This window comes from Wolbachia endosymbiont (group A) of Cydia amplana (assembly GCF_964028495.1).
GTDB lineage: Bacteria > Pseudomonadota > Alphaproteobacteria > Rickettsiales > Anaplasmataceae > Wolbachia > Wolbachia pipientis.
In genome coordinates this window covers 1179815-1197374 of the sequence record NZ_OZ034792.1, presented here as the reverse complement: position 1 = coordinate 1197374, position 17560 = coordinate 1179815, and the positions used below count along the sequence as shown (strand labels likewise).

At 35.0% G+C, this 17560-nt stretch carries 17 protein-coding genes and 2 pseudogenes; 11 read left to right on the top strand and 8 right to left on the bottom strand.

Annotation, left to right across the window (positions count from 1 at the left end; genetic code table 11):
- The first annotated feature begins 20 nt into the window (after nucleotides 1-20).
- A complete protein-coding gene (locus ABWU40_RS05910; protein WP_141456681.1) occupies nucleotides 21-1295 on the top strand; it encodes an APC family permease in 1275 nt (424 codons plus the stop codon).
- A gap of 213 nt (nucleotides 1296-1508) precedes the next feature.
- Here ABWU40_RS05910 and ABWU40_RS05905 read toward each other — a convergent pair.
- The 3 genes and pseudogenes from ABWU40_RS05905 to ABWU40_RS05895 form a co-directional block, all read right to left on the bottom strand.
- Nucleotides 1509-1824 (bottom strand): annotated as a pseudogene (locus ABWU40_RS05905) (transposase).
- Nucleotides 1825-2183: 359 nt separating this feature from the next.
- On the bottom strand, nucleotides 2184-2453 hold the full coding sequence (locus ABWU40_RS05900) for an IS110 family transposase (protein WP_007552972.1): 270 nt from the start codon (nucleotides 2451-2453) through the stop codon (nucleotides 2184-2186).
- Between the two features lie 320 nt (nucleotides 2454-2773).
- Nucleotides 2774-3226 carry a hypothetical protein gene (locus ABWU40_RS05895; protein ID WP_015589289.1) on the bottom strand — a complete coding sequence of 151 codons (453 nt, stop codon included), beginning with the start codon at nucleotides 3224-3226 and terminating at the stop codon, nucleotides 2774-2776.
- A 140-nt stretch (nucleotides 3227-3366) separates the two neighbouring features.
- Here ABWU40_RS05895 and ABWU40_RS05890 point away from each other — a divergent pair, with 140 nt between their 5' ends.
- Entirely contained in the window at nucleotides 3367-4401 is a 1035-nt protein-coding gene (locus ABWU40_RS05890) for an aspartate-semialdehyde dehydrogenase (RefSeq protein WP_010962945.1), read from the top strand.
- An 813-nt stretch (nucleotides 4402-5214) separates the two neighbouring features.
- Here the strand turns inward: ABWU40_RS05890 and ABWU40_RS05885 are convergent.
- Nucleotides 5215-5709: a Smr/MutS family protein gene (locus ABWU40_RS05885; RefSeq protein WP_012673308.1), complete on the bottom strand. Its 495-nt coding sequence runs from the start codon at nucleotides 5707-5709 to the stop codon at nucleotides 5215-5217.
- Nucleotides 5710-5801: 92 nt separating this feature from the next.
- On the opposite strand from ABWU40_RS05885, the gene rlmB reads away from it, so the two are divergent.
- From rlmB to ABWU40_RS05870, 3 genes are all read left to right on the top strand, one after another.
- Complete coding sequence (gene rlmB, locus ABWU40_RS05880) at nucleotides 5802-6566, top strand: 23S rRNA (guanosine(2251)-2'-O)-methyltransferase RlmB (RefSeq protein WP_015589288.1); 765 nt, start codon at nucleotides 5802-5804, stop codon at nucleotides 6564-6566.
- Nucleotides 6567-6645: 79 nt separating this feature from the next.
- The gene (locus ABWU40_RS05875; RefSeq protein WP_353279176.1) at nucleotides 6646-7368 is read left to right on the top strand and encodes a Bax inhibitor-1/YccA family protein; all 723 of its coding nucleotides are present in this window, start codon (nucleotides 6646-6648) and stop codon (nucleotides 7366-7368) included.
- The gene (locus ABWU40_RS05870) at nucleotides 7369-7905 is read left to right on the top strand and encodes a cytochrome c oxidase assembly protein (RefSeq protein WP_015589286.1); all 537 of its coding nucleotides are present in this window, start codon (nucleotides 7369-7371) and stop codon (nucleotides 7903-7905) included.
- A 253-nt stretch (nucleotides 7906-8158) separates the two neighbouring features.
- On the opposite strand, the gene ABWU40_RS05865 is transcribed toward ABWU40_RS05870, so the two are convergent.
- Entirely contained in the window at nucleotides 8159-8860 is a 702-nt protein-coding gene (locus ABWU40_RS05865; RefSeq protein ID WP_227738557.1) for an ankyrin repeat domain-containing protein, read from the bottom strand.
- A gap of 115 nt (nucleotides 8861-8975) precedes the next feature.
- Here ABWU40_RS05865 and ABWU40_RS05860 point away from each other — a divergent pair, with 115 nt between their 5' ends.
- Nucleotides 8976-9953, top strand: a complete 978-nt coding sequence (locus ABWU40_RS05860) for a quinone oxidoreductase family protein (protein WP_015589284.1) — start codon at nucleotides 8976-8978, stop codon at nucleotides 9951-9953.
- 348 nt (nucleotides 9954-10301) lie between these two features.
- Here the strand turns inward: ABWU40_RS05860 and ABWU40_RS05855 are convergent, their stop codons facing one another.
- The 3 genes from ABWU40_RS05855 to ABWU40_RS05845 all read right to left on the bottom strand — a co-directional run bounded on the left by ABWU40_RS05855 (nucleotide 10302) and on the right by ABWU40_RS05845 (nucleotide 13425).
- Nucleotides 10302-10937 (bottom strand): transposase, encoded by a 636-nt coding sequence (locus tag ABWU40_RS05855; protein ID WP_081600764.1) that lies wholly within the window; start codon nucleotides 10935-10937, stop codon nucleotides 10302-10304.
- Nucleotides 10921-11250 carry a transposase gene (locus tag ABWU40_RS05850; protein ID WP_141456678.1) on the bottom strand — a complete coding sequence of 110 codons (330 nt, stop codon included), beginning with the start codon at nucleotides 11248-11250 and terminating at the stop codon, nucleotides 10921-10923. Before ABWU40_RS05850 ends, ABWU40_RS05855 begins: the two co-directional genes overlap by 17 nt.
- Nucleotides 11251-11502: 252 nt before the next feature.
- Entirely contained in the window at nucleotides 11503-13425 is a 1923-nt protein-coding gene (locus ABWU40_RS05845; RefSeq protein WP_353279175.1) for a hypothetical protein, read from the bottom strand.
- A 155-nt stretch (nucleotides 13426-13580) separates the two neighbouring features.
- Here ABWU40_RS05845 and ABWU40_RS05840 point away from each other — a divergent pair, with 155 nt between their 5' ends.
- From ABWU40_RS05840 to ABWU40_RS05820, 5 genes and pseudogenes are all read left to right on the top strand, one after another.
- The gene (locus ABWU40_RS05840) at nucleotides 13581-13796 is read left to right on the top strand and encodes a hypothetical protein (RefSeq protein ID WP_006279848.1); all 216 of its coding nucleotides are present in this window, start codon (nucleotides 13581-13583) and stop codon (nucleotides 13794-13796) included.
- Between the two features lie 82 nt (nucleotides 13797-13878).
- Nucleotides 13879-14913: an FtsH protease activity modulator HflK gene (gene hflK, locus ABWU40_RS05835; protein ID WP_006279849.1), complete on the top strand. Its 1035-nt coding sequence runs from the start codon at nucleotides 13879-13881 to the stop codon at nucleotides 14911-14913.
- A gap of 2 nt (nucleotides 14914-14915) precedes the next feature.
- Nucleotides 14916-15788 carry a protease modulator HflC gene (gene hflC, locus ABWU40_RS05830; protein WP_015589224.1) on the top strand — a complete coding sequence of 291 codons (873 nt, stop codon included), beginning with the start codon at nucleotides 14916-14918 and terminating at the stop codon, nucleotides 15786-15788.
- A 3-nt stretch (nucleotides 15789-15791) separates the two neighbouring features.
- A complete protein-coding gene (locus tag ABWU40_RS05825) occupies nucleotides 15792-17285 on the top strand; it encodes a DegQ family serine endoprotease (RefSeq protein WP_015589225.1) in 1494 nt (497 codons plus the stop codon).
- Between the two features lie 117 nt (nucleotides 17286-17402).
- A pseudogene (locus tag ABWU40_RS05820) lies at nucleotides 17403-17507 on the top strand (WPE palindromic element domain-containing protein); the annotation flags it as partial.
- Nucleotides 17508-17560: the final 53 nt, after the last annotated feature.

Sequence of the window (17560 nt, the reverse complement as noted above, 5' to 3'; positions counted from 1 at the left end):
CTATTTAGATAAGAATTATTGTGTCAAATAAAATAGGTTTTTGGGCTATTTTTGCCTTAGTGATTAGCAGCCAAATTGGCTCTGGAATTTTTATGCTTCCAATTAGCCTTGCTCCATATGGCATGTATAGCCTTATAAGCTGGATAATATCAGGGCTTGGTGCTATATCTCTTGCTTTAGTTTTTGCCTCACTCTGCGCAAAATTTCCGGAAACGGGTGGCCCTCACGTCTATGTAAAGCATGCTTTTGGCCCTGCTGCAGCTTTTTTTGTTGGTTGGACGTATTGGGTGATCTCATGGGTTAGCACAACAGCCGTAATAGTTGTGGGTGTTGGTTATCTTACACCATTTTTCCATGAAGATATTCAAAACGTACATCTGTTTTTAGAGATGTTATTACTTACAATTATTACACTAATAAATTTTAGAGGAGTAGCTACTGCTGGACGTGTTGAGTTTTTATTGACGGTGATAAAAATTTCTGTATTGCTTGTAATACCTATAGCAGCATTGTTTTTTTTTGATAGAAATAACTTCATCATAAGTGAAGAAATATCAAATCTTACAACATCGCAGATTCTTGCACGTTCTACACTTATTACTCTATGGGGTTTTATTGGAGTTGAATTGGCAACAGCACCTGCAGGGTCAGTTGATAATCCAGCTAGAACAATACCAAGAGCTGTGGTACTTGGAACAATCTCTGTTGCTGTTGTGTATTTTATCAACAATCTTGCAATTATGGGATTAATAAATGGCAATGATTTAGCAAGTTCAAGAGCACCATATGTTGACGCAATAAAAATTATGGCCTCTGGCAATTGGCACTTGATTATTTCTATAACTGCGTTCATTTTTTGTGTTGGTACTTTAAACGCTTGGGTACTAGCTAGTGGACAAGTGGCCCTTGGCCTTGCAAAAGATAAACTGATGCCACAGTTTTTTGCTCAAAGAAACAAGCACGGTTCTCCTTTCTGGGGCATAACAATCAGCTCCGTTGGCACTTCAGTTCTACTAATCCTCACTTCAAGCAACAATTTTGCTAAGCAGATCACATCAATTATCGACTTTTCTGTAGTTTCATTTTTATTTGTTTACCTTGCATGCAGTCTTGCTTTTCTCAAAGTTATTGTGCAAGAAAAGAGTTGTTACAAATTTTTAATTGGCAGTATAGCAACAACCTTTTGCTGCTGGGTAATATTTGAAACTTCTGTGAATACCTTGCTGATCGCAAGCTTATTCACTGCAAGTGGCGTACCTCTTTATTTATTTTGGTATCGCAGAGTTTCTGTATAGCAAATGTTATGTATCTGTTCAGCAGAGTGGCAAAATAAGGTAGACGAGAAAAGACAACTATAGGAAGAAATGGGTGTCATGCCAGTGCGTGACACTGGCATCCAGTTCTTTCGCGCAGTTCCATCAAAAACGTTGTAAAGGATTAATCGCTTTCGTGTTTACCAACTTAGTGCCCAATCTGGATCCCAGATACTGTCTCTGCTGTCAAACAAATTATCCAACAAAATTACAATTAAATGGTTGATTCTTTTTAAGAATACCAAAAAAGACATGCATTAATTTTCGCATTAACGCAAGAACTATGACTTTTGGACATTTGCCTTTACTTGCTAGACGCTGACAAAACTTTTGAAAATGATTATTATGGTTTTTGACTACTATAGCTGGCATATAAAGAGCTTTTCGAATACGCTCAGATCCTATTTTGCATATGCAACTTCTCTTACTTACTGACGATCCCGATTGATAATGTCCTGGCAGCAAAAGCTGTAAATTGTTTAGCATTGTCAAAGTTATCAACTGATGGCATTTCTGCGACAACAGCAACAGCAGTAAGATATCCTATACCTTTTATAGTCTTAAGGTTTTCCACCATATTTTTTAGATGTGGATAGTTATTTATATGCTCATTAATTTCTTTTTCGAGAACAATAATTTGCTCCTCTATTGCCAAAATTACTTTAGATATAGCTTCTTTGCAACTGGAATGCATATTTTTGTTTTCCAAGCGATTTGTCTGTTGCACCTTATCATCTTTTAGCGATTGCATGCAACGCCCTCAAATGCCTCATTTCAGGTGCAATGGGCTTCCAAAGAGCAGGTTTGTTGGCGATACAAAATCTAGCTATCATAGCTGCATCTGATTTATCTGTCTTATTTCTGAGCAGCTCACTTTTGCCAAAAGCTTTCTGGGTTTACTATACTGACATTATGTCCTAAATCATGCATAAAAGTAGCCAAATCTTCTCCATACCAACTAGTTGCTTCAAGACATAAATGAGTAAGATTTGCTCCATGGCCATTGCACCAAACTACAAGTTTTGCAAAACCATCTTGATTATTTTGAAAGACTTTGTGTCGTTTTTTACTGTCCACTAACAAACAAACATCAAATTTCTTTTTTGAAATATCCACACCCAAAATAGCATTTACTTGCATAAAATTGCCTCCAAGACTATAAATAAACTGAGAGTTTAGACTAACCTTGTAATACGGGATATAATTCCAAAAGATACTGTTCAGTCTTTAACTCTATGGGAGGGAAGCAAAATCTGGCTTAATGGCATTAGTGTCGCATCAGCTTCACCCTCCCTGTGAGGTATTTTAGCTCTAATGCCTCACATCATAAAGATACAAGTGTCACGCACTGGGATGACGAGAAAGGAGCACTGGAATTTTTGTTTCAATATTTGTACATGAGCCATGCATCTGAACAGATACAATGTTATAACTAGAGATAATTTTTAAATGATTGATATTTATGAACTACGACTTTTCTTGTTGTCCACTTGTTCAACATTACCCTTCTCAAGTTTACTATCTACTTCTTTTGTGTGTTCATCATCTATACTAGTTTCATCTTTTATCTTACTAGGGTAATCTTCCTGCGATTTTTTATATGCTTCCATGTTGTCATATATAGGGTTACTGATGATTTCTATTTTTTCAGGTGTGAAAATCCTTGCTAAAAATCTCCTTATTATTGGTATTGACCTTAAGAGATCTCTTAGCTTTGAAGATTCTTGTCTTTTGTTTAGAGACTGTTGGTCTATTTTAGAGGTTTTTACACCATACTTTTTATCATCAAAATTTATTGTAGGCTTTCTTTTATTTGAAAGAACACTTTGGGCCTTTGATCCATTGGTTCCTTCAGGCCCTTGAGGTGTAGACATTGCAGGTTTAACCTTAGTTTCATCGTATTCCTTACTCATCTTTCATTTCATTATGTAATATTACTAATATTGCATAATAATAGCTAAATTACAATTAATTGCAAGGTAAAAATATTAAAACAATTGTAAATTTTGTCAGTAAAAATATAATAGAACTTTAAAATTAGAGGTTCATCTATATGAGATACAAAATTGCTGTTATTGGAGCAACCGGAAGAGTAGGGCGTGAGGTATTAAGCACGCTTGCTGAATTTCAAGATGAGGCGATAGATTGCGTTATTGCACTTGCATCGAAAAAATCAGAAGGGAAGAAGGTGAGCTTTGGTGACAAAGAGTTAACAGTTTTATGCCTTGAGGATTATGACTTCGTTGGAACTAATGTAGCCATTTTCTGTGCTGGATCTCATGTTTCTGAAGAGTATGTACCAATTGCAACACAGGCTGGATGCATCGTGATAGATAACAGTTCCCATTTTAGAATGAAAGAGGGTGTGCCACTCATTATTCCAGAGATTAATAAAGAAAAAATTATGGAATATAAAAACCACAACATAATATCCAATCCAAACTGTACTACAATACAGATGCTGCTAGTACTACATCTATTACACCAAAAAGCAAAAATAAAGAGAATCGTTGCTTCAACTTATCAATCAACTTCTGGTGCAGGCAAAGCAGCAATGGATGAGCTCTATGACCAGACAAAAAAAATCTTTATGAACGAAGCTAAAAAACCCAAGATATTCTCTAAGCAAATAGCATTCAATTGCATTCCCCATGTAGGAGAATTCATGGAAAATGGTTCTACAGAAGAGGAATGGAAAATGCAAGAGGAGACAAAAAAAATTTTAGAGGAAGATATAAAAGTTACTGCAACTTGTGTAAGGGTACCCGTCTTTATCGGTCACGCTATGGCAGTAAATGTGGAATTTGATCAACATATCACTGAAGAACAAGCTCGTGAAGTGCTAAGTGAAGCCGAAGATAGTGGAGTTTTAGTGTACAACAGGCGTGAAGATAGTGAATACATAACTCAAATTGATGTTGTACAGGAGAATGCTGTATATGTATCGCGTATTAGAAGAGACAATACTGTTGAGCACGGATTAAATATGTGGATAGTGGCTGACAACCTGCGCAAAGGCGCAGCATTAAATATAGTGCAGATTCTTGAGATTTTGATAAGAGAGCATTTGTCAATCAAGTGCATATAGAGCGCACGTACGTTGTAATTCGAAGGAAATTGTATATCACATGGCAGCGCGTGACGCTGGAATGGCTTTGTTGCATCGCTACTTATGAAAGGCTAACTATAATTAGGATTATAAGCAACTTATTGAAAATCTTGTTTTTTTTGCAATCAATCTGATCAAATTTAAGAATAGTAACTTGTTATTTATATTAATAAATTTAATTCTATTGAAAATAGCTAAAGCATTGAAATTCTTGAATTTTAGCCGGATTAGTGAGTGGTAGTGAAATTTCTTTTACTCAAATTTAGGTATTCACTGACCGTTCTTGTTATAAATACCAGAATAATAAGCTACTGATATTCTCCACCTTTTTTATCTTTAATCCATCATAGCTAGCGATGCAACAAAGCCGGCTGGATTCCAGTGTCAAGCACTGGAATGACACCATTTGCTGTGCAGTTTACCTTCAAAAATGAATGTTCGTACAGCTATGGAATAAATCGCGGTATGACGGTTCGCAGCGGTATAGTAACTCGTCACCCCGCTACTTGTTAGCGGCTGAGATACCGCGGCGGTATGACGTAGAAGCTATACTTTTATACTCACCAACTCAGTATCCAATCTGGATCCAAGTAGTCAAGCTATTCGGATGACACCCTCATAAAGTGAAATGAGATCCCGCTAACACGTAGCGGGATGACGGGAAAAGAGGTACTGGGAGACATCCTTCCTGGTAGACCCAAATCACAATGTTCGCACAGTTGTGCGTCACGCGCTGCCGAACACTGTATGGTTATACAAGAAAAATTAAGGCTTAAAAGGAAACTTAAGCAGCTAATAGGACCTAAGCCTTCTTAATAAAACATAAAAAGCTCCTTTACCACCATGTTTTTTCGTAGCTTGCTGGTAGTATAGAACCATATGCTGGATTTTAGTATCATTTAACCACTTATTTAAGTTATTCTTTATAGTGTCTGTTTTATTTGTTGCACTGCCGTATCCCGTAATTACCAATAAACATCTATTCCCTGCTCGATAATTTTTGATAATAAAATCTATCAATTTACAGTAAGCATCCTCTATATTATAGCCATGCAAATCGAGCTTGTCGCTTATAAAATATTTACCCCTATCAACTTTTGATTTTGTGTTTTGGTCAAGACAAAATGATGAGTTACCATTATTGGTATTAAGAAAATTCCCTTGTAAGTCGGAGGTACCTTTATCAACCATAGACTTTATATTTACTTTATGATCAACTTTCAAAGTAACTTTTCCACATTTTATTGGCTTAACATTTTTTTGCCAATCCAACTCATCGTCCGACATAAACGCATTAATCGAATTGTATAATTTTACAACAATATTCAAACATAGTAAAATGTTGCTTATTCTATAAAAACCAGATTTTCGATAATACGATGAAATCGTCAAAAACTAATGAGAATTTTTGGCTGTATGGAAAGCACACCTGCATGTCAGCACTGAAGAATAAAAATAGGCGGTGTATAGAACTGTTAGTAACAGAAAATTTCTATAGAGAACACGAAAAAGAAATTAAGCAATGTGCAAATAGTAAGGGCATTAAAGTTCGATTAGTAGAAAACAAAATACTTAATGACGTTTTACCCAAAGGTGCTAATCATCAAGGGATTGCTTTAAAAGTTGCTCCTATCCTTCATAACTTAAGCATCGAAGAAGTAGCTGAAAGCTCAAACGACAGCTCTACTATAGTCATTTTAGATCAAGTCACTGACACGCACAATATTGGGTCAATTTTAAGAACTTCAGCTTGTTTTAATGTCAATGCATTGGTTTTACCACATAACCACTCACCGAGTGAAAATGCATCTATTGCAAAAGCAGCAAGTGGAGCTTTAGATATCGTTCCGCTAATATACGTTACAAATATAGTGAAAACTATGGAGTATTTAAAAAAGGTCGGCTACTGGTGTTACGGGTTTGATTGCAATGCTAAAGAAAATATAGATGAAATAAAGAGCTTTGAAAAAAAAAGAGTAATCATTTTTGGCTCTGAAGAGAAAGGGGTACGAAGACTAGTTAAAGAAAACTGTGATTATCTTTTAAAAATCCCAATATCAAACGTAATTGACAGCTTAAATGTTTCAAATGCAGCAGCAATAGGCCTATATTCTATTTATATTAAAACAAATGCCAGCGCATAGCTGTTTATAATAAAAACACTTGATAAAAATATGGTTTTATATTATAATGTGTTAAGTAATGGATAAAAGGAGTTATATTATGTCTTATATGAGAAATGAACAGGATATTCGCTCTCAAGGCGCTTATTATAGTGCTGGGCTTAGAAGTTACCTAACTAAAGTATATAATTACATGGCTTTAGCTTTGGGCGTCACAGGGCTTGTTGCATTCCTAACAGTGTTTTCTGGTCTTTTTCAGGTGATTCATTCTAATCCCGTCCTATCGCTTGTGGTAATGTTATCTCCAGTTGCATTGGTGTTCTACATGTCTTATAGAATTCAACACCTAAGTGCTCAGTCTGCCGTTACTATATTTTTCTCGTTCTCAGTGTTAATGGGGCTTTCCTTATCTTATATTTTTATAGTTTATACTGCAGAAAATATAGCAAGGGCGTTTTTCATTACATCAATCATGTTTGGCTCTATGGCTTTATATGGTAATACTACAAAAAGAGATCTTACAAGTATGGGCTCTTTCTTGATTATGGGAATCTGGGGGTTAATCATTGCGTCTATAGTAAATTTATTCCTTGGAAGTAGTCCTCTCTACTTTGCAATATCGTTTATATCAGTAATAATATTTACCTTAATGACTGCGTATGATGCTCAAAGAATCAAGGACGTTTATTATAAACATAATGACGGATCAGAAGTTGCTACTACTAAATTGGCAATACTCGGTGCAACTAATCTTTATTTTGACTTTATTAATATATTTCTCAATCTACTCAGGTTACTTAACTTGTTCAACAATAGGGATTAGATGTTTTCCTTTTTAAGGAAAGGCAGTAAGAATTCTATAGTTTTCTTTCTAATATCTCTAGTTGTATTGATGTTATGTCTTGCATATGCATCGGTGCCTCTATATAGCATTTTTTGTAAAGCTACTGGGTATGGTGGCACAATAAGAAAAGTAACTAACACAACAACAAATATAACTAACCAAAAGATCAGGGTCCATTTCAATGCTGATATAATGTCCGATCTACCTTGGGAGTTTAAATCAGAAACTAACTACGTTGACGTAAACATAGGAGAACAAAGTTTAGCGTTTTATTACGCAAAAAATCTATCTGATCAGCCTTCATTTGGTATGGCGGTGTATAATGTTACGCCTTTCAAAGCAGGTAAGTATTTCAATAAAGTTGCATGCTTTTGTTTTGAAGAGCAAATGTTGCTAGCAAAACAAAAAGCAGCTATGCCCGTATCTTTCTATATAGATCCTGAGATAATGCTTGATAGTAATACAAAAGATTTGAGCGAAATAACACTATCATACACGTTTTTTAAGCTTAAGTAATAAACTTTTTCCTATTGTCACCCAAGCAGCGTGAGCTATAGCTAAACTGACTTAGATTTACCGACAATTTGAAAAACTGTCATTCCGCTACCCGTTAGCGGGATCTATGCTTTGAGATACCGCGGCGGTATGACGTAATCCGATAAGGTAAACCTCGTCATCCCGCTACGTGTTAGCGGGATCTCCGCGGCGGTATGACGTGTTAGCTATAGAAGGAGTGCGTTGTTATTCAAATAATGATTATGCAACAGATCTATTGAATTGAGCAGGAGTTCTTATTTGCTTTTTGCGCACCGACTACTTGTGTCTCAGTGCTTGGTGTTATCAATTCCCATCCTTCATTCTTTGCTTCACAAGCATTCCAATATTGAGCCAATTCCTTATTATTTTTTACAGAATCTGGCATTTTTTCATGAGGTTTTTTTTCCAATGTATGCTTAATTAGAATCTTACAGCAATCTTTGCATTCAATTGACTTCTCTGCATCATATAATTCAGTAACACAATCTAAAGCGGTATTTCCACCGTAGTGTTCATGTGGGCTATCACTTACCCCCGCTTCTATGAGAGCCTTTAACACGTCTGGAGAACGAGTCAAAGCGCAGGCATGTAAATATCCTTTTTCATTTTGCACGTTAGTACCTGCTTTTATTAAAACTTGCGCTAGATTTGGTAAAGCGTGAGGTTTGTTATTAATAGCAATAGAAAAAAGACTATCTACTGGAAAGCCATCATAGTCTTTCAAATCAAATTTGTGATTAATATCAAAACCTTTTTTTTCCCAAGAAGCATATAAATATTCATAATAGTTTTCTTTGCTTGAAGTTCGCATTCCACTTTCTAGCCTTTCTTTTATTTTTTTTATTATATTACTAGTATCTAAACCGTTATCTTTATCCACTTTGTACAACACATTATACAAAACACTATAAAGCAAATTTTCTCTATCCATCATAATTTATACCTTAAAACTATTAATATGCACTTATATAGTATATAAACTCTAAATAACATTTTGCAAAATATTAATTGTTAGATAACATAATCAAAGTTTTTATCTTACATTCATCATGGTTAGAGCTATACAAATTAAAAAAACTGGGGGACCAGAAGTATTAGAATTTGTAGATAAGAATATAGGTGAGCCAAAAGGCGAGGAAGTCTTAGTGCGTCACACAACTATCGGCTTAAATCGTTATGATTTAGAGCACAGAAAAGGTACGCGCAAAATTAAAAATTTACCATCAGTGCTTGGGGTAGAAGCAGTGGGAGTTATTGAAAAGCTTGGTAAAAAAATCAGTGATGGGTTGAAGGTCGGAGATAGAGTTGGATATTGCACAGCTCCTCCAGGGGCATATTGTGAAAAGCGCATTATACACCAGAAATATCTGATAAAAATCCCAGATGACATATCTGATGAAGTTGCTGCTGCAGTGCTGTTTAAAGGTATGACAGCTCACTATTTAGTTAATCAATCTTATAAAATCAGGCCTGGTGCTTTTGTGCTAGTTCATGGAGCTAATGGTGGCTTAGGGCAAATAATATGTCAATGGGCGAAGGATAAAAAAGGTGTAGTGATAGGTTCTGTAAGCTCTGATGAAAAAATGAAGATAGCTTTACAAAGTGGCTGCACATACGCAATAAACTACAATGATAAAGACTTCGTTTCTAAAATTATGGAGATTACGCAAAACAGAGGAGTAGGTGCAGTATATGACCCCATAGGTTACGCTACAAGCAAGCTCTCTTTTGAATCTTTAGGCAGGTTCGGCATATACGTTTCCTATGGGCAGATATCAGGTAACGCTCCTATTAGTTTTTCTTTACTTAGTTCACGCTCGTTATTTGCAACTGGAACCTTAATATATCATTATAAGCATGATAGATTCACATTAGTGCTTACCACAATGGAAATCTTCGAGATGATAAGAAAAAAACTTTTAACTGTACGGATCAATAAAAAATATAAATTTGATGAAATAATTCAAGCCCATCGCGATATGGAAAACAGAAAAGCAAGTGGGTTAAATATTATCAAAATCTCTTAAATAAACTAGTAATTTAAACTAACCATTCATTAAATCATATCAACTAGAACTTCACATATTTAATTCTCCTTTTGAGGGAATTAAAAGCATATAGCTAAACTGACTTAGGCTTACCGACAACCGTCATCCCGCTACGTGTTAGCGGGATCTATACCGCGAATAGACTTCTTGCATAACCCAAATTAAGTAGAAAAAGGTATCATCCGAGTAGCTGACACTGGTTCCTTTATGACGGTAGTAGCCCCCCTTCTCCTGTCATTCCAGTACCCTCTTCTTGTCATCCAAGTAGCATGACACTGGGATGGCTTTGTTGCATCACACTTTATGAGATGGTGATTTATGGTAAATTCATGTAACTATCTCAAATTTAGCCATACCAATATCAGTGAATTTATTAAGCAAATAGCATTTGATTAGCAGTTCTTTTTCTCGATTTATCTCAGATTTATTCCTAAAACTAAATCCGAATATTTGCTTTAATCTTGAGAAAAACCCTTCAATATAAGATCTTTTCCCATAATTTACTTCTTTTTTCCATTCTTTCATGCCATCTTCACCGTATAATTTTATTAACCTAATAGCAGCATTCCTGTCAGACATATAATCTATTTCTGGATGTTCTGCCGCATTGTTTATTGGTGGAATTTTTGTCTTTATATCATATTCGTTACACAACTTATAAAACTTGTGCCTATCACATGCTCTATCTGCATATAGTGCTTTTATGGCATGCTGAAAATCAACTTCTTTTAGCAAATCACAAGCTCCATAGTGATCAGAGTAGACACCGTTACTGTATTTTACAGCTATGGCTTTTTTGTTGTTTATATTCAACATTACGTGCAATTTTCTCGTTTGCTCATAGCCACGATATTTTCTGTCAGTGCTATTTTCCTTGCTGTGACCAGGAGTGTTGTTGTATATACTAATTCCTGTACTGTCTATAGCAATTTCGATATCTTCCATATTATTTTCTGCAATCATTTATCTTAATATTAAGTTTCTTAAACCTTCTTGATGCTTGTGAATAGCTGATAACTGCCAAATCTCTTCCTATTTGTTGCAAATACCCTTTTATAAACCCGACTGTTTGTCTTAAACCAATTCTAAAGAAACTGACGATTATATGCACCAAAATCACAACTTTATCACTATAAATATAGTTGCCGCCCTGCATTTTTGGACAATTCTCGTACCAATTTTCTATGGCGTCATTGATATAACAAAAAATGCTTCCTCTTTCTTGGAGAAATTTGTTATATTCATGGCAGTTACTGACTCTCATTTTTTGTGGCATATTTTTTCTTCAACAGTTAAATGGCTATTTATAATGAATTTTGTCAGTAACTGCCAGTTCTTTTCACTTGAGCGATGCAACAAAGCCATCCAAGTGTCAGCTACTCGGATGACACCTTTCCTAGCAGAGAAATCACAATGTTCATACGGTTGTACGCATACCGCTGGGATCTAGGATTTTTCTATAATTTAAAAACAAAAAAGGATGTTACTCATTGAGTAACATCCTTTTGGAGAAGGTGGATAGCTTTGTTTAGTTCGTTTTCACAGCTGTTTGTGCAGCTTGCTGTTGAACGTCAGTGTCAACAGCTACTTTCGTAGAAGGCTGTCCCACCAGTTTGTCCAGATGACCTGTCTTTCTTAAGTCAGCTTGGGTTTTTGCCTTGCCATTTTCAGTAAACATTGTATGTGTTGGAGAAGAAGTTGGTGAATTGAATCCACTATCAGAACCATTACGATTACTAAAAGAATTGTGTAATGTAGATTCAGTTTTAGCACTTAAACTAAATTCTTTTAAGTTTTTCTCCATTGCTGCCCCAACTTCATCTTTACTGAAAGATTGTTCCAATCTTTCTAATGAGCTTGTTGGTGTAGAAGGACCAGATGAACCTCTTGCACTATCAAAAGAATTACTGCGAGTTAGAGTTCCTTTATTCGAATTACCAAAATATTGGTTTACTTTAGGATCACTGAGAACATCTTCACTGAAAGAACTTTGTCCATTTAAGTTAGTCAATGAGGCGCTTCTAGTTGGTACTTCTGGAGTTCCTACCCTAGTAAGGTTGCTAGTACTATTACGTCGTGCAACTCCTGGTCTTCCTCCTATTGTTGCAGTTTTATTAGTATTCTCAATTGGAGTAGGAGTATCAACGTAAAAAGTGCTATTTCCTATTTTTCTAGGCAACGTGTCTGATTCAGAAAGAACTTGATATTTAACTTCAGAAGTTTTTTCTGACTTTTTGCCACTTTTGAAAGGTGATGAAACCCTATCCCAAAGTGAAGAAGGTGCTTTTACTTCTTTATGCTCCGCAGGATTTAACAATTCCGCTTCGCTGCTAACAGTACTGTCAGTCTTTACAGAATTTAGTGAATTGCTTTTTGACAAGCTGTTAGATTGTTCAGAGCCTTTTCTTCCCAGTGAAGAGAATGATGATGACACAGACCTAGTTAAACTTTTGACAGAAGGCCTGTTAGCTTTTTTCTCTGCTCTGTCAAACATATTGCTTACGCTTGAGTACAAATGATTTTCTCTACATTCTTTAATAACCTTCTTAATTTCATCGTAATGTTCAGAGAAAACACTGTCGATGAAATAACTACCTTTAGGTAATGACCTTTGTGTTAACAAGTTATGCAAGCTTTTTTCATTTAAACTATTAATGAATTCTTTCTGTACTTGCCATCCAGAAGTATGTTCAATCTCCCCTGATTTTGCCTTCTCTGCCATTTTTAAATCAATTTCTGACGATATTCCAGAAAGTACATTTTTCACTAACCCAGAATTATTTCCTTTATCAGCAAAAATTGCTTTCATATCATTTCTTATTTCGTCAGATTTCTTAATTGCATCTGGAGTAAACCTTTTTACCTTATCTAAATAGTCCGTCTCACCAGATGCCTTATGGAATTTATTTGCCACTCCTTCGCCTACAAAACTAGCGCCTTTTTTCAGTGAATCTACTGAATGTTCATAACCTTCTTTCACCTTATCTTTAACATGCACAGCACCATCTCTAACTTTTCCGGCAGCGTATGTTGATGCGTCCTTAACTTTCCCAGCAGTATATTTTGCCCCATCAACTGTTTTTTCTGCTGACCACTTGAGCCCTTTATATCCAGATTGAACTGTTTTTACAGCGACTTTTACAGCGAAATATAAAGCAAGACCAACTATAGCACCTGGTATAGCAAGTGTTGCACCAACTGCCAAAAGTGGTAGTACTGCCGTAAATAATCCACTTGCTGCACTTACTACAAGAATCTTATCTCCTTGTTTCATCTTAGAGAATTCTGTATCCCCTTTTAACAGGTCAGTAATTCTTTCTTTTAGCTTCTTGGGATCATTAGCAATATCTGAATTTGGTAGATTTTGCATCGTTTTATTCAAATCAAAACTATCTTCTGGTTGGTTTTGTTGAGTTCCAACAGAATTTGAATTTTTTTCATTATGTAACATTTTAAACCTCACTATTAATTAAATATATTATAATTGTATTCCTTGATTCTTAAGTTAGTGTTAAATTGATTGCCAGTATTTATTTGTCTTCAAATAATTTCGCTTGACGTGTTTTGTGGTAACATAGAAAATTAGGTCAAGAAGCTGCAGCATTTATGAAGTATAGAAAAAGAACACTCATCTTTTTGGCTGTTATAACTTTAATAATAATAGCTTTACTATTTAGGTATAATTCCCATTTTCACAAAGACGTAGTGCACTTAAAGAGTGACAACAAAGAATTCAAAAAAAAGCCAGAAAATTCCATAGAGTCGACCATATTACATAGAGAAAAGGAAGTGTACGATCATGTTTTCCATCCTGATGATTAATTTGTAAATAAAATAGCAATTTATGTTTGCATTTTCTTATTAAAGAAGTAATATTAGCGTATTAATTATAGAATCAATCATTATGTTTGATGATAATAATCCTTGGAATCTGGGAAAGAAACCGGTAGGGAACAAAACTCCTAATAATGAAGATATTTTAAGTAAAGCTGTATCTGATATAAGGTTCTTTCTTAATGGATTAACCAGAAACAGGGGCAAAAAACCTTATTTCATCATTTTCATTATTTTGCTGTTCTATGCTTGCACTGGCTTTTATATTGTCCATCCTAGTGAAGAAAGTATAGAACTTACCTTTGGTAAATATTCTAATACGGAAACACCTGGTTTGCGTTATCACTTCCCCTACCCTATTGGCAAGGTTTTTAAAGTGAACGTTAAGGAAGTAAATCGTGAAGAAATTGGGGTAAGTAGTTCTTATGGGCGAGATACAGATCGCGGTGAAGGCGTGATGCTAACTGGAGATGAAAATATAGTCAACGTTAACTTCGAGGTTCAATGGCGCGTTAGAGATGCTAAGGACTATTTATTCAAAGTGCGGGATTACAAACCCGGTTTCAGTGTTAAAAATGCTGCTGAAAGTGCCATGAGAGAAATAATAGGTAAAAACACGATCTCTTTTGCACTTGGTCAAGGCAGACCAGAAATTTCTAGAGATACTAGAATTCTATTGCAGCAGATTCTTGATGGATACCAAATGGGTATAGAGATTTTATCTGTTCAAATGAAAAAAATTGATCCACCAGAAAAAGTAATCAGTTCGTTTAGAGATGTACAAAGTGCTCGTGCAGACAAAGAGCGTACTATAAACGAAGCATATGCTTATAATAATGATATTATACCTCGAGCAAAGGGTGAAGCGATAAAGATAAAATTAGATGCACAAGCATATGAAAATGAAGTAATAAATGAAGCAAAAGGTAATGCAAATCGCTTTTTATCTCTTTATGAGGAATATAGACAGAATCCTTCTCTCGTTAAGAATCGTATTTATCTTGAAACTATGGAAAATATTTTCAGTAAGGTAGACAAAGTTGTTGTAACTGATGATCTGAAAGGTATGTTTTCTTATTTACCTCTTACAAATTTAGGAAAATAACCATGAGTAGTAATATTAAAATTGTTTTTGTTTCTGTATTTGTTGTTTTATTGATTGCTTTATCTAATTCAATATTTGTTGTGCAAGAAACAAAGCAAGCAATAGTTATACAACTGGGTAAAGTTGTAAGGGATGTTAGGGAAAGTGGCTTATATTTTAAGTTGCCATTCATAAATAGTGTAGAGTTTCTTGATAAAAGAGTTTTAGATTTAAGTCCTGACAAAACTCCAAGAGAAGTGATAACTGCAGATCAAAAACGTATTATAGTAGATGCGTATGCAAAATATAAAATAACGAATCCTATTACTTTTTACCAGGCTGTGAGGAATGAATCAGGTCTGGTTAGAAGATTATATCCGGTTATAGAAGCTCACATAAGAGAAAATATAGGCAGATTTTCGTTGATTAGCTTGTTGAATGAAAAAAGATCAGAGGTTATGCAATTGATTCAGCGTGGAGTTTATTCTGAAGCTGAAAAATTTGGCATAGAAATAATAGATGTAAGAATTAAGAGAGCAGATTTACCAGAAGAAAATAGTTCTGCAATATTTCGCCGTATGCAAACTGAAAGGGAAAAAGAAGCAAAAGAAATTAGAGCAGAAGGAGAGCAAGCTGGGCAGGAAGTTAGATCAAAAGCTGATAAATTAAAAAGGGAAATTATCTCCAGTGCAGTAAAAGAATCGTACGAAATAAGGGGCCGTGGTTATGCTGAAGCAACTAGAATTTATAATGAGGCATTTAAGGTTGATGAAGAGTTCTTTAACTTTTATCGCTCTATGAGCGCTTACAGTAAATCATTTGCCGAAAATAATACTAAATTTGTACTTTCACCAAACAATAACTTTTTAGATATTTTAAATAAAGGATGGAAATAATTTATGAAAAGTAAGGCATTTATTTTATCTATATTTGCATATTTTCTAATTGCGTTTTCTTCGTATGCTAATATGTTTGATTGGAATGCAAAAAAGGTCGTTGATGCTAGCACTACTGCATGCAACTGTAATCAAGGACTTGCCGATTTAGTGGAAGAACTCATTCCTGCGGTTGTAAATATTTCAAGCGAACAAATCATCAAACAAGAAAATAACAGCAGAACTAGAGTTCCATCTATGCCAGGAAATAATTTTTTTGATGATTTTAGAGAGTTTTTTGAGCATTTTGATCAGTTTTTTATGGATAGGGGCCCTAGTGTTAACAAAGAGGTGGTGTTGCTTGGTTCTGGGTTTATTATAGATAAAGGTGGAACTATAGTAACCAATTATCACGTTATTAAAAACGCCAAAGATATCACAGTTACTATGAACGATAATACTTATTTCAAAGCAGAAGTTTTAGGCTATGATGCAAGAACTGATCTTGCTGTGCTTAAGATTAATTCTGATAAAGATCTTTCTTCTGTTGCATTTGGTGATTCTGATAAAGCAAGGGTTGGTGATACGGTTATGGCAATAGGTAACCCATTTGGTTTGGGTGGCTCTGTAAGCACAGGAATTATATCTGCAAGGTCCAGGGACATTAGTATTGGCACTATGAATGAATTTATTCAAACTGATGCTGCAATTAATAGGGGTAACTCTGGAGGACCGTTATTTGATTTAAATGGAAAAGTTATAGGTATTAATACTGCTATCTATTCTCCATCTGAGTCTGGCGGCAATGTGGGTATAGGTTTTGCCATACCATCTAATTTAGCTATGTCAATTATTGACACATTAAAAAGTGGCAAAAAAATAAAACATGGTTGGCTTGGTGTGCAAGTTCAGCCTATAACGAAAGAATTTGCTGAGTCCTTGGGTTTAAAAGATATAAAAGGCGCATTGGTTGCAAGTATAGTAAAGGATAGTCCTGCAGAAAAAGGTGGGATTAAAGTAGGTGATATATTATTAGAATTTGACGGTAAAAAAATCGATAGAATGACACAATTACCTCAAATGGTTTCAAGAGCTGGACCTGAGAAAAAAGTGCAAGTTAAGTTACTTAGAAAGAGCAAAGAGGTTAATATTAAAGTTGTGATCGGAGAATCTACAAATGATGGCCAAGATAACAATCAAGAAGAAAATAAATCAACATCTGATTATGTAACCGGTTTAACTGTTTCAAATCTGCCAAAAGAATCAAAAGAAAGTAAAAATAATGTACCTACAAAAGGTGTGATAGTTACCAATGTAGATAGTAACAGTAATGCCACGTTGCGTGGTATTAAAAAAGGAGACATTATTATCCAATTAGATGGAACCGATATAGAAAATACTAATGATTTTCAAAAACAAGTTGATTCAGCAGTAAAGAAAAACGGTAAAGATTCAATAATGTTGCTCATTTACCGCAATGGAAATCAATTTTTCGCTTCAATAAAGTTAAAGAAGTAATTTTATTCACTAAATTTACAAAACAGTAGTGTTGTAAGCTCGCTACTGTAACACTTCAATCTTATAAAATAAATTAAAATCTACACTAGATTTCTTGCATAACCATATAAAAAACCAAAGGATGTCATCCCAGTGCCCAGACACTGGAAACTTCACTGTAATGAGCACATTGAGCAGCTGTATAATAAAAACTGGATTCCAGTGTCAGCTACTTGCATGACGCCGTCATAAAGGAACCAGTGTCGGCTACTTGGATGACACCATAGGGGTTACTT

What these genes read in the sequence shown, in the direction of transcription:
- ABWU40_RS05900 (WP_007552972.1), bottom strand. Translation starts at nt 2,453, where the DNA reads ATGCAAGTAAATGCTATTTTGGGTGTGGATATTTCAAAAAAGAAATTT.
- ABWU40_RS05895 (WP_015589289.1), bottom strand. Translation starts at nt 3,226, where the DNA reads ATGAGTAAGGAATACGATGAAACTAAGGTTAAACCTGCAATGTCTACA.
- ABWU40_RS05890 (WP_010962945.1), top strand. Translation starts at nt 3,367, where the DNA reads ATGAGATACAAAATTGCTGTTATTGGAGCAACCGGAAGAGTAGGGCGT.
- ABWU40_RS05885 (WP_012673308.1), bottom strand. Translation starts at nt 5,709, where the DNA reads ATGTCGGACGATGAGTTGGATTGGCAAAAAAATGTTAAGCCAATAAAA.
- rlmB (WP_015589288.1), top strand. Translation starts at nt 5,802, where the DNA reads ATGAAATCGTCAAAAACTAATGAGAATTTTTGGCTGTATGGAAAGCAC.
- ABWU40_RS05875 (WP_353279176.1), top strand. Translation starts at nt 6,646, where the DNA reads ATGTCTTATATGAGAAATGAACAGGATATTCGCTCTCAAGGCGCTTAT.
- ABWU40_RS05870 (WP_015589286.1), top strand. Translation starts at nt 7,369, where the DNA reads ATGTTTTCCTTTTTAAGGAAAGGCAGTAAGAATTCTATAGTTTTCTTT.
- ABWU40_RS05865 (WP_227738557.1), bottom strand. Translation starts at nt 8,860, where the DNA reads ATGATGGATAGAGAAAATTTGCTTTATAGTGTTTTGTATAATGTGTTG.
- ABWU40_RS05860 (WP_015589284.1), top strand. Translation starts at nt 8,976, where the DNA reads ATGGTTAGAGCTATACAAATTAAAAAAACTGGGGGACCAGAAGTATTA.
- ABWU40_RS05855 (WP_081600764.1), bottom strand. Translation starts at nt 10,937, where the DNA reads ATGATTGCAGAAAATAATATGGAAGATATCGAAATTGCTATAGACAGT.
- ABWU40_RS05850 (WP_141456678.1), bottom strand. Translation starts at nt 11,250, where the DNA reads ATGCCACAAAAAATGAGAGTCAGTAACTGCCATGAATATAACAAATTT.
- ABWU40_RS05845 (WP_353279175.1), bottom strand. Translation starts at nt 13,425, where the DNA reads ATGTTACATAATGAAAAAAATTCAAATTCTGTTGGAACTCAACAAAAC.
- ABWU40_RS05840 (WP_006279848.1), top strand. Translation starts at nt 13,581, where the DNA reads ATGAAGTATAGAAAAAGAACACTCATCTTTTTGGCTGTTATAACTTTA.
- hflK (WP_006279849.1), top strand. Translation starts at nt 13,879, where the DNA reads ATGTTTGATGATAATAATCCTTGGAATCTGGGAAAGAAACCGGTAGGG.
- hflC (WP_015589224.1), top strand. Translation starts at nt 14,916, where the DNA reads ATGAGTAGTAATATTAAAATTGTTTTTGTTTCTGTATTTGTTGTTTTA.
- ABWU40_RS05825 (WP_015589225.1), top strand. Translation starts at nt 15,792, where the DNA reads ATGAAAAGTAAGGCATTTATTTTATCTATATTTGCATATTTTCTAATT.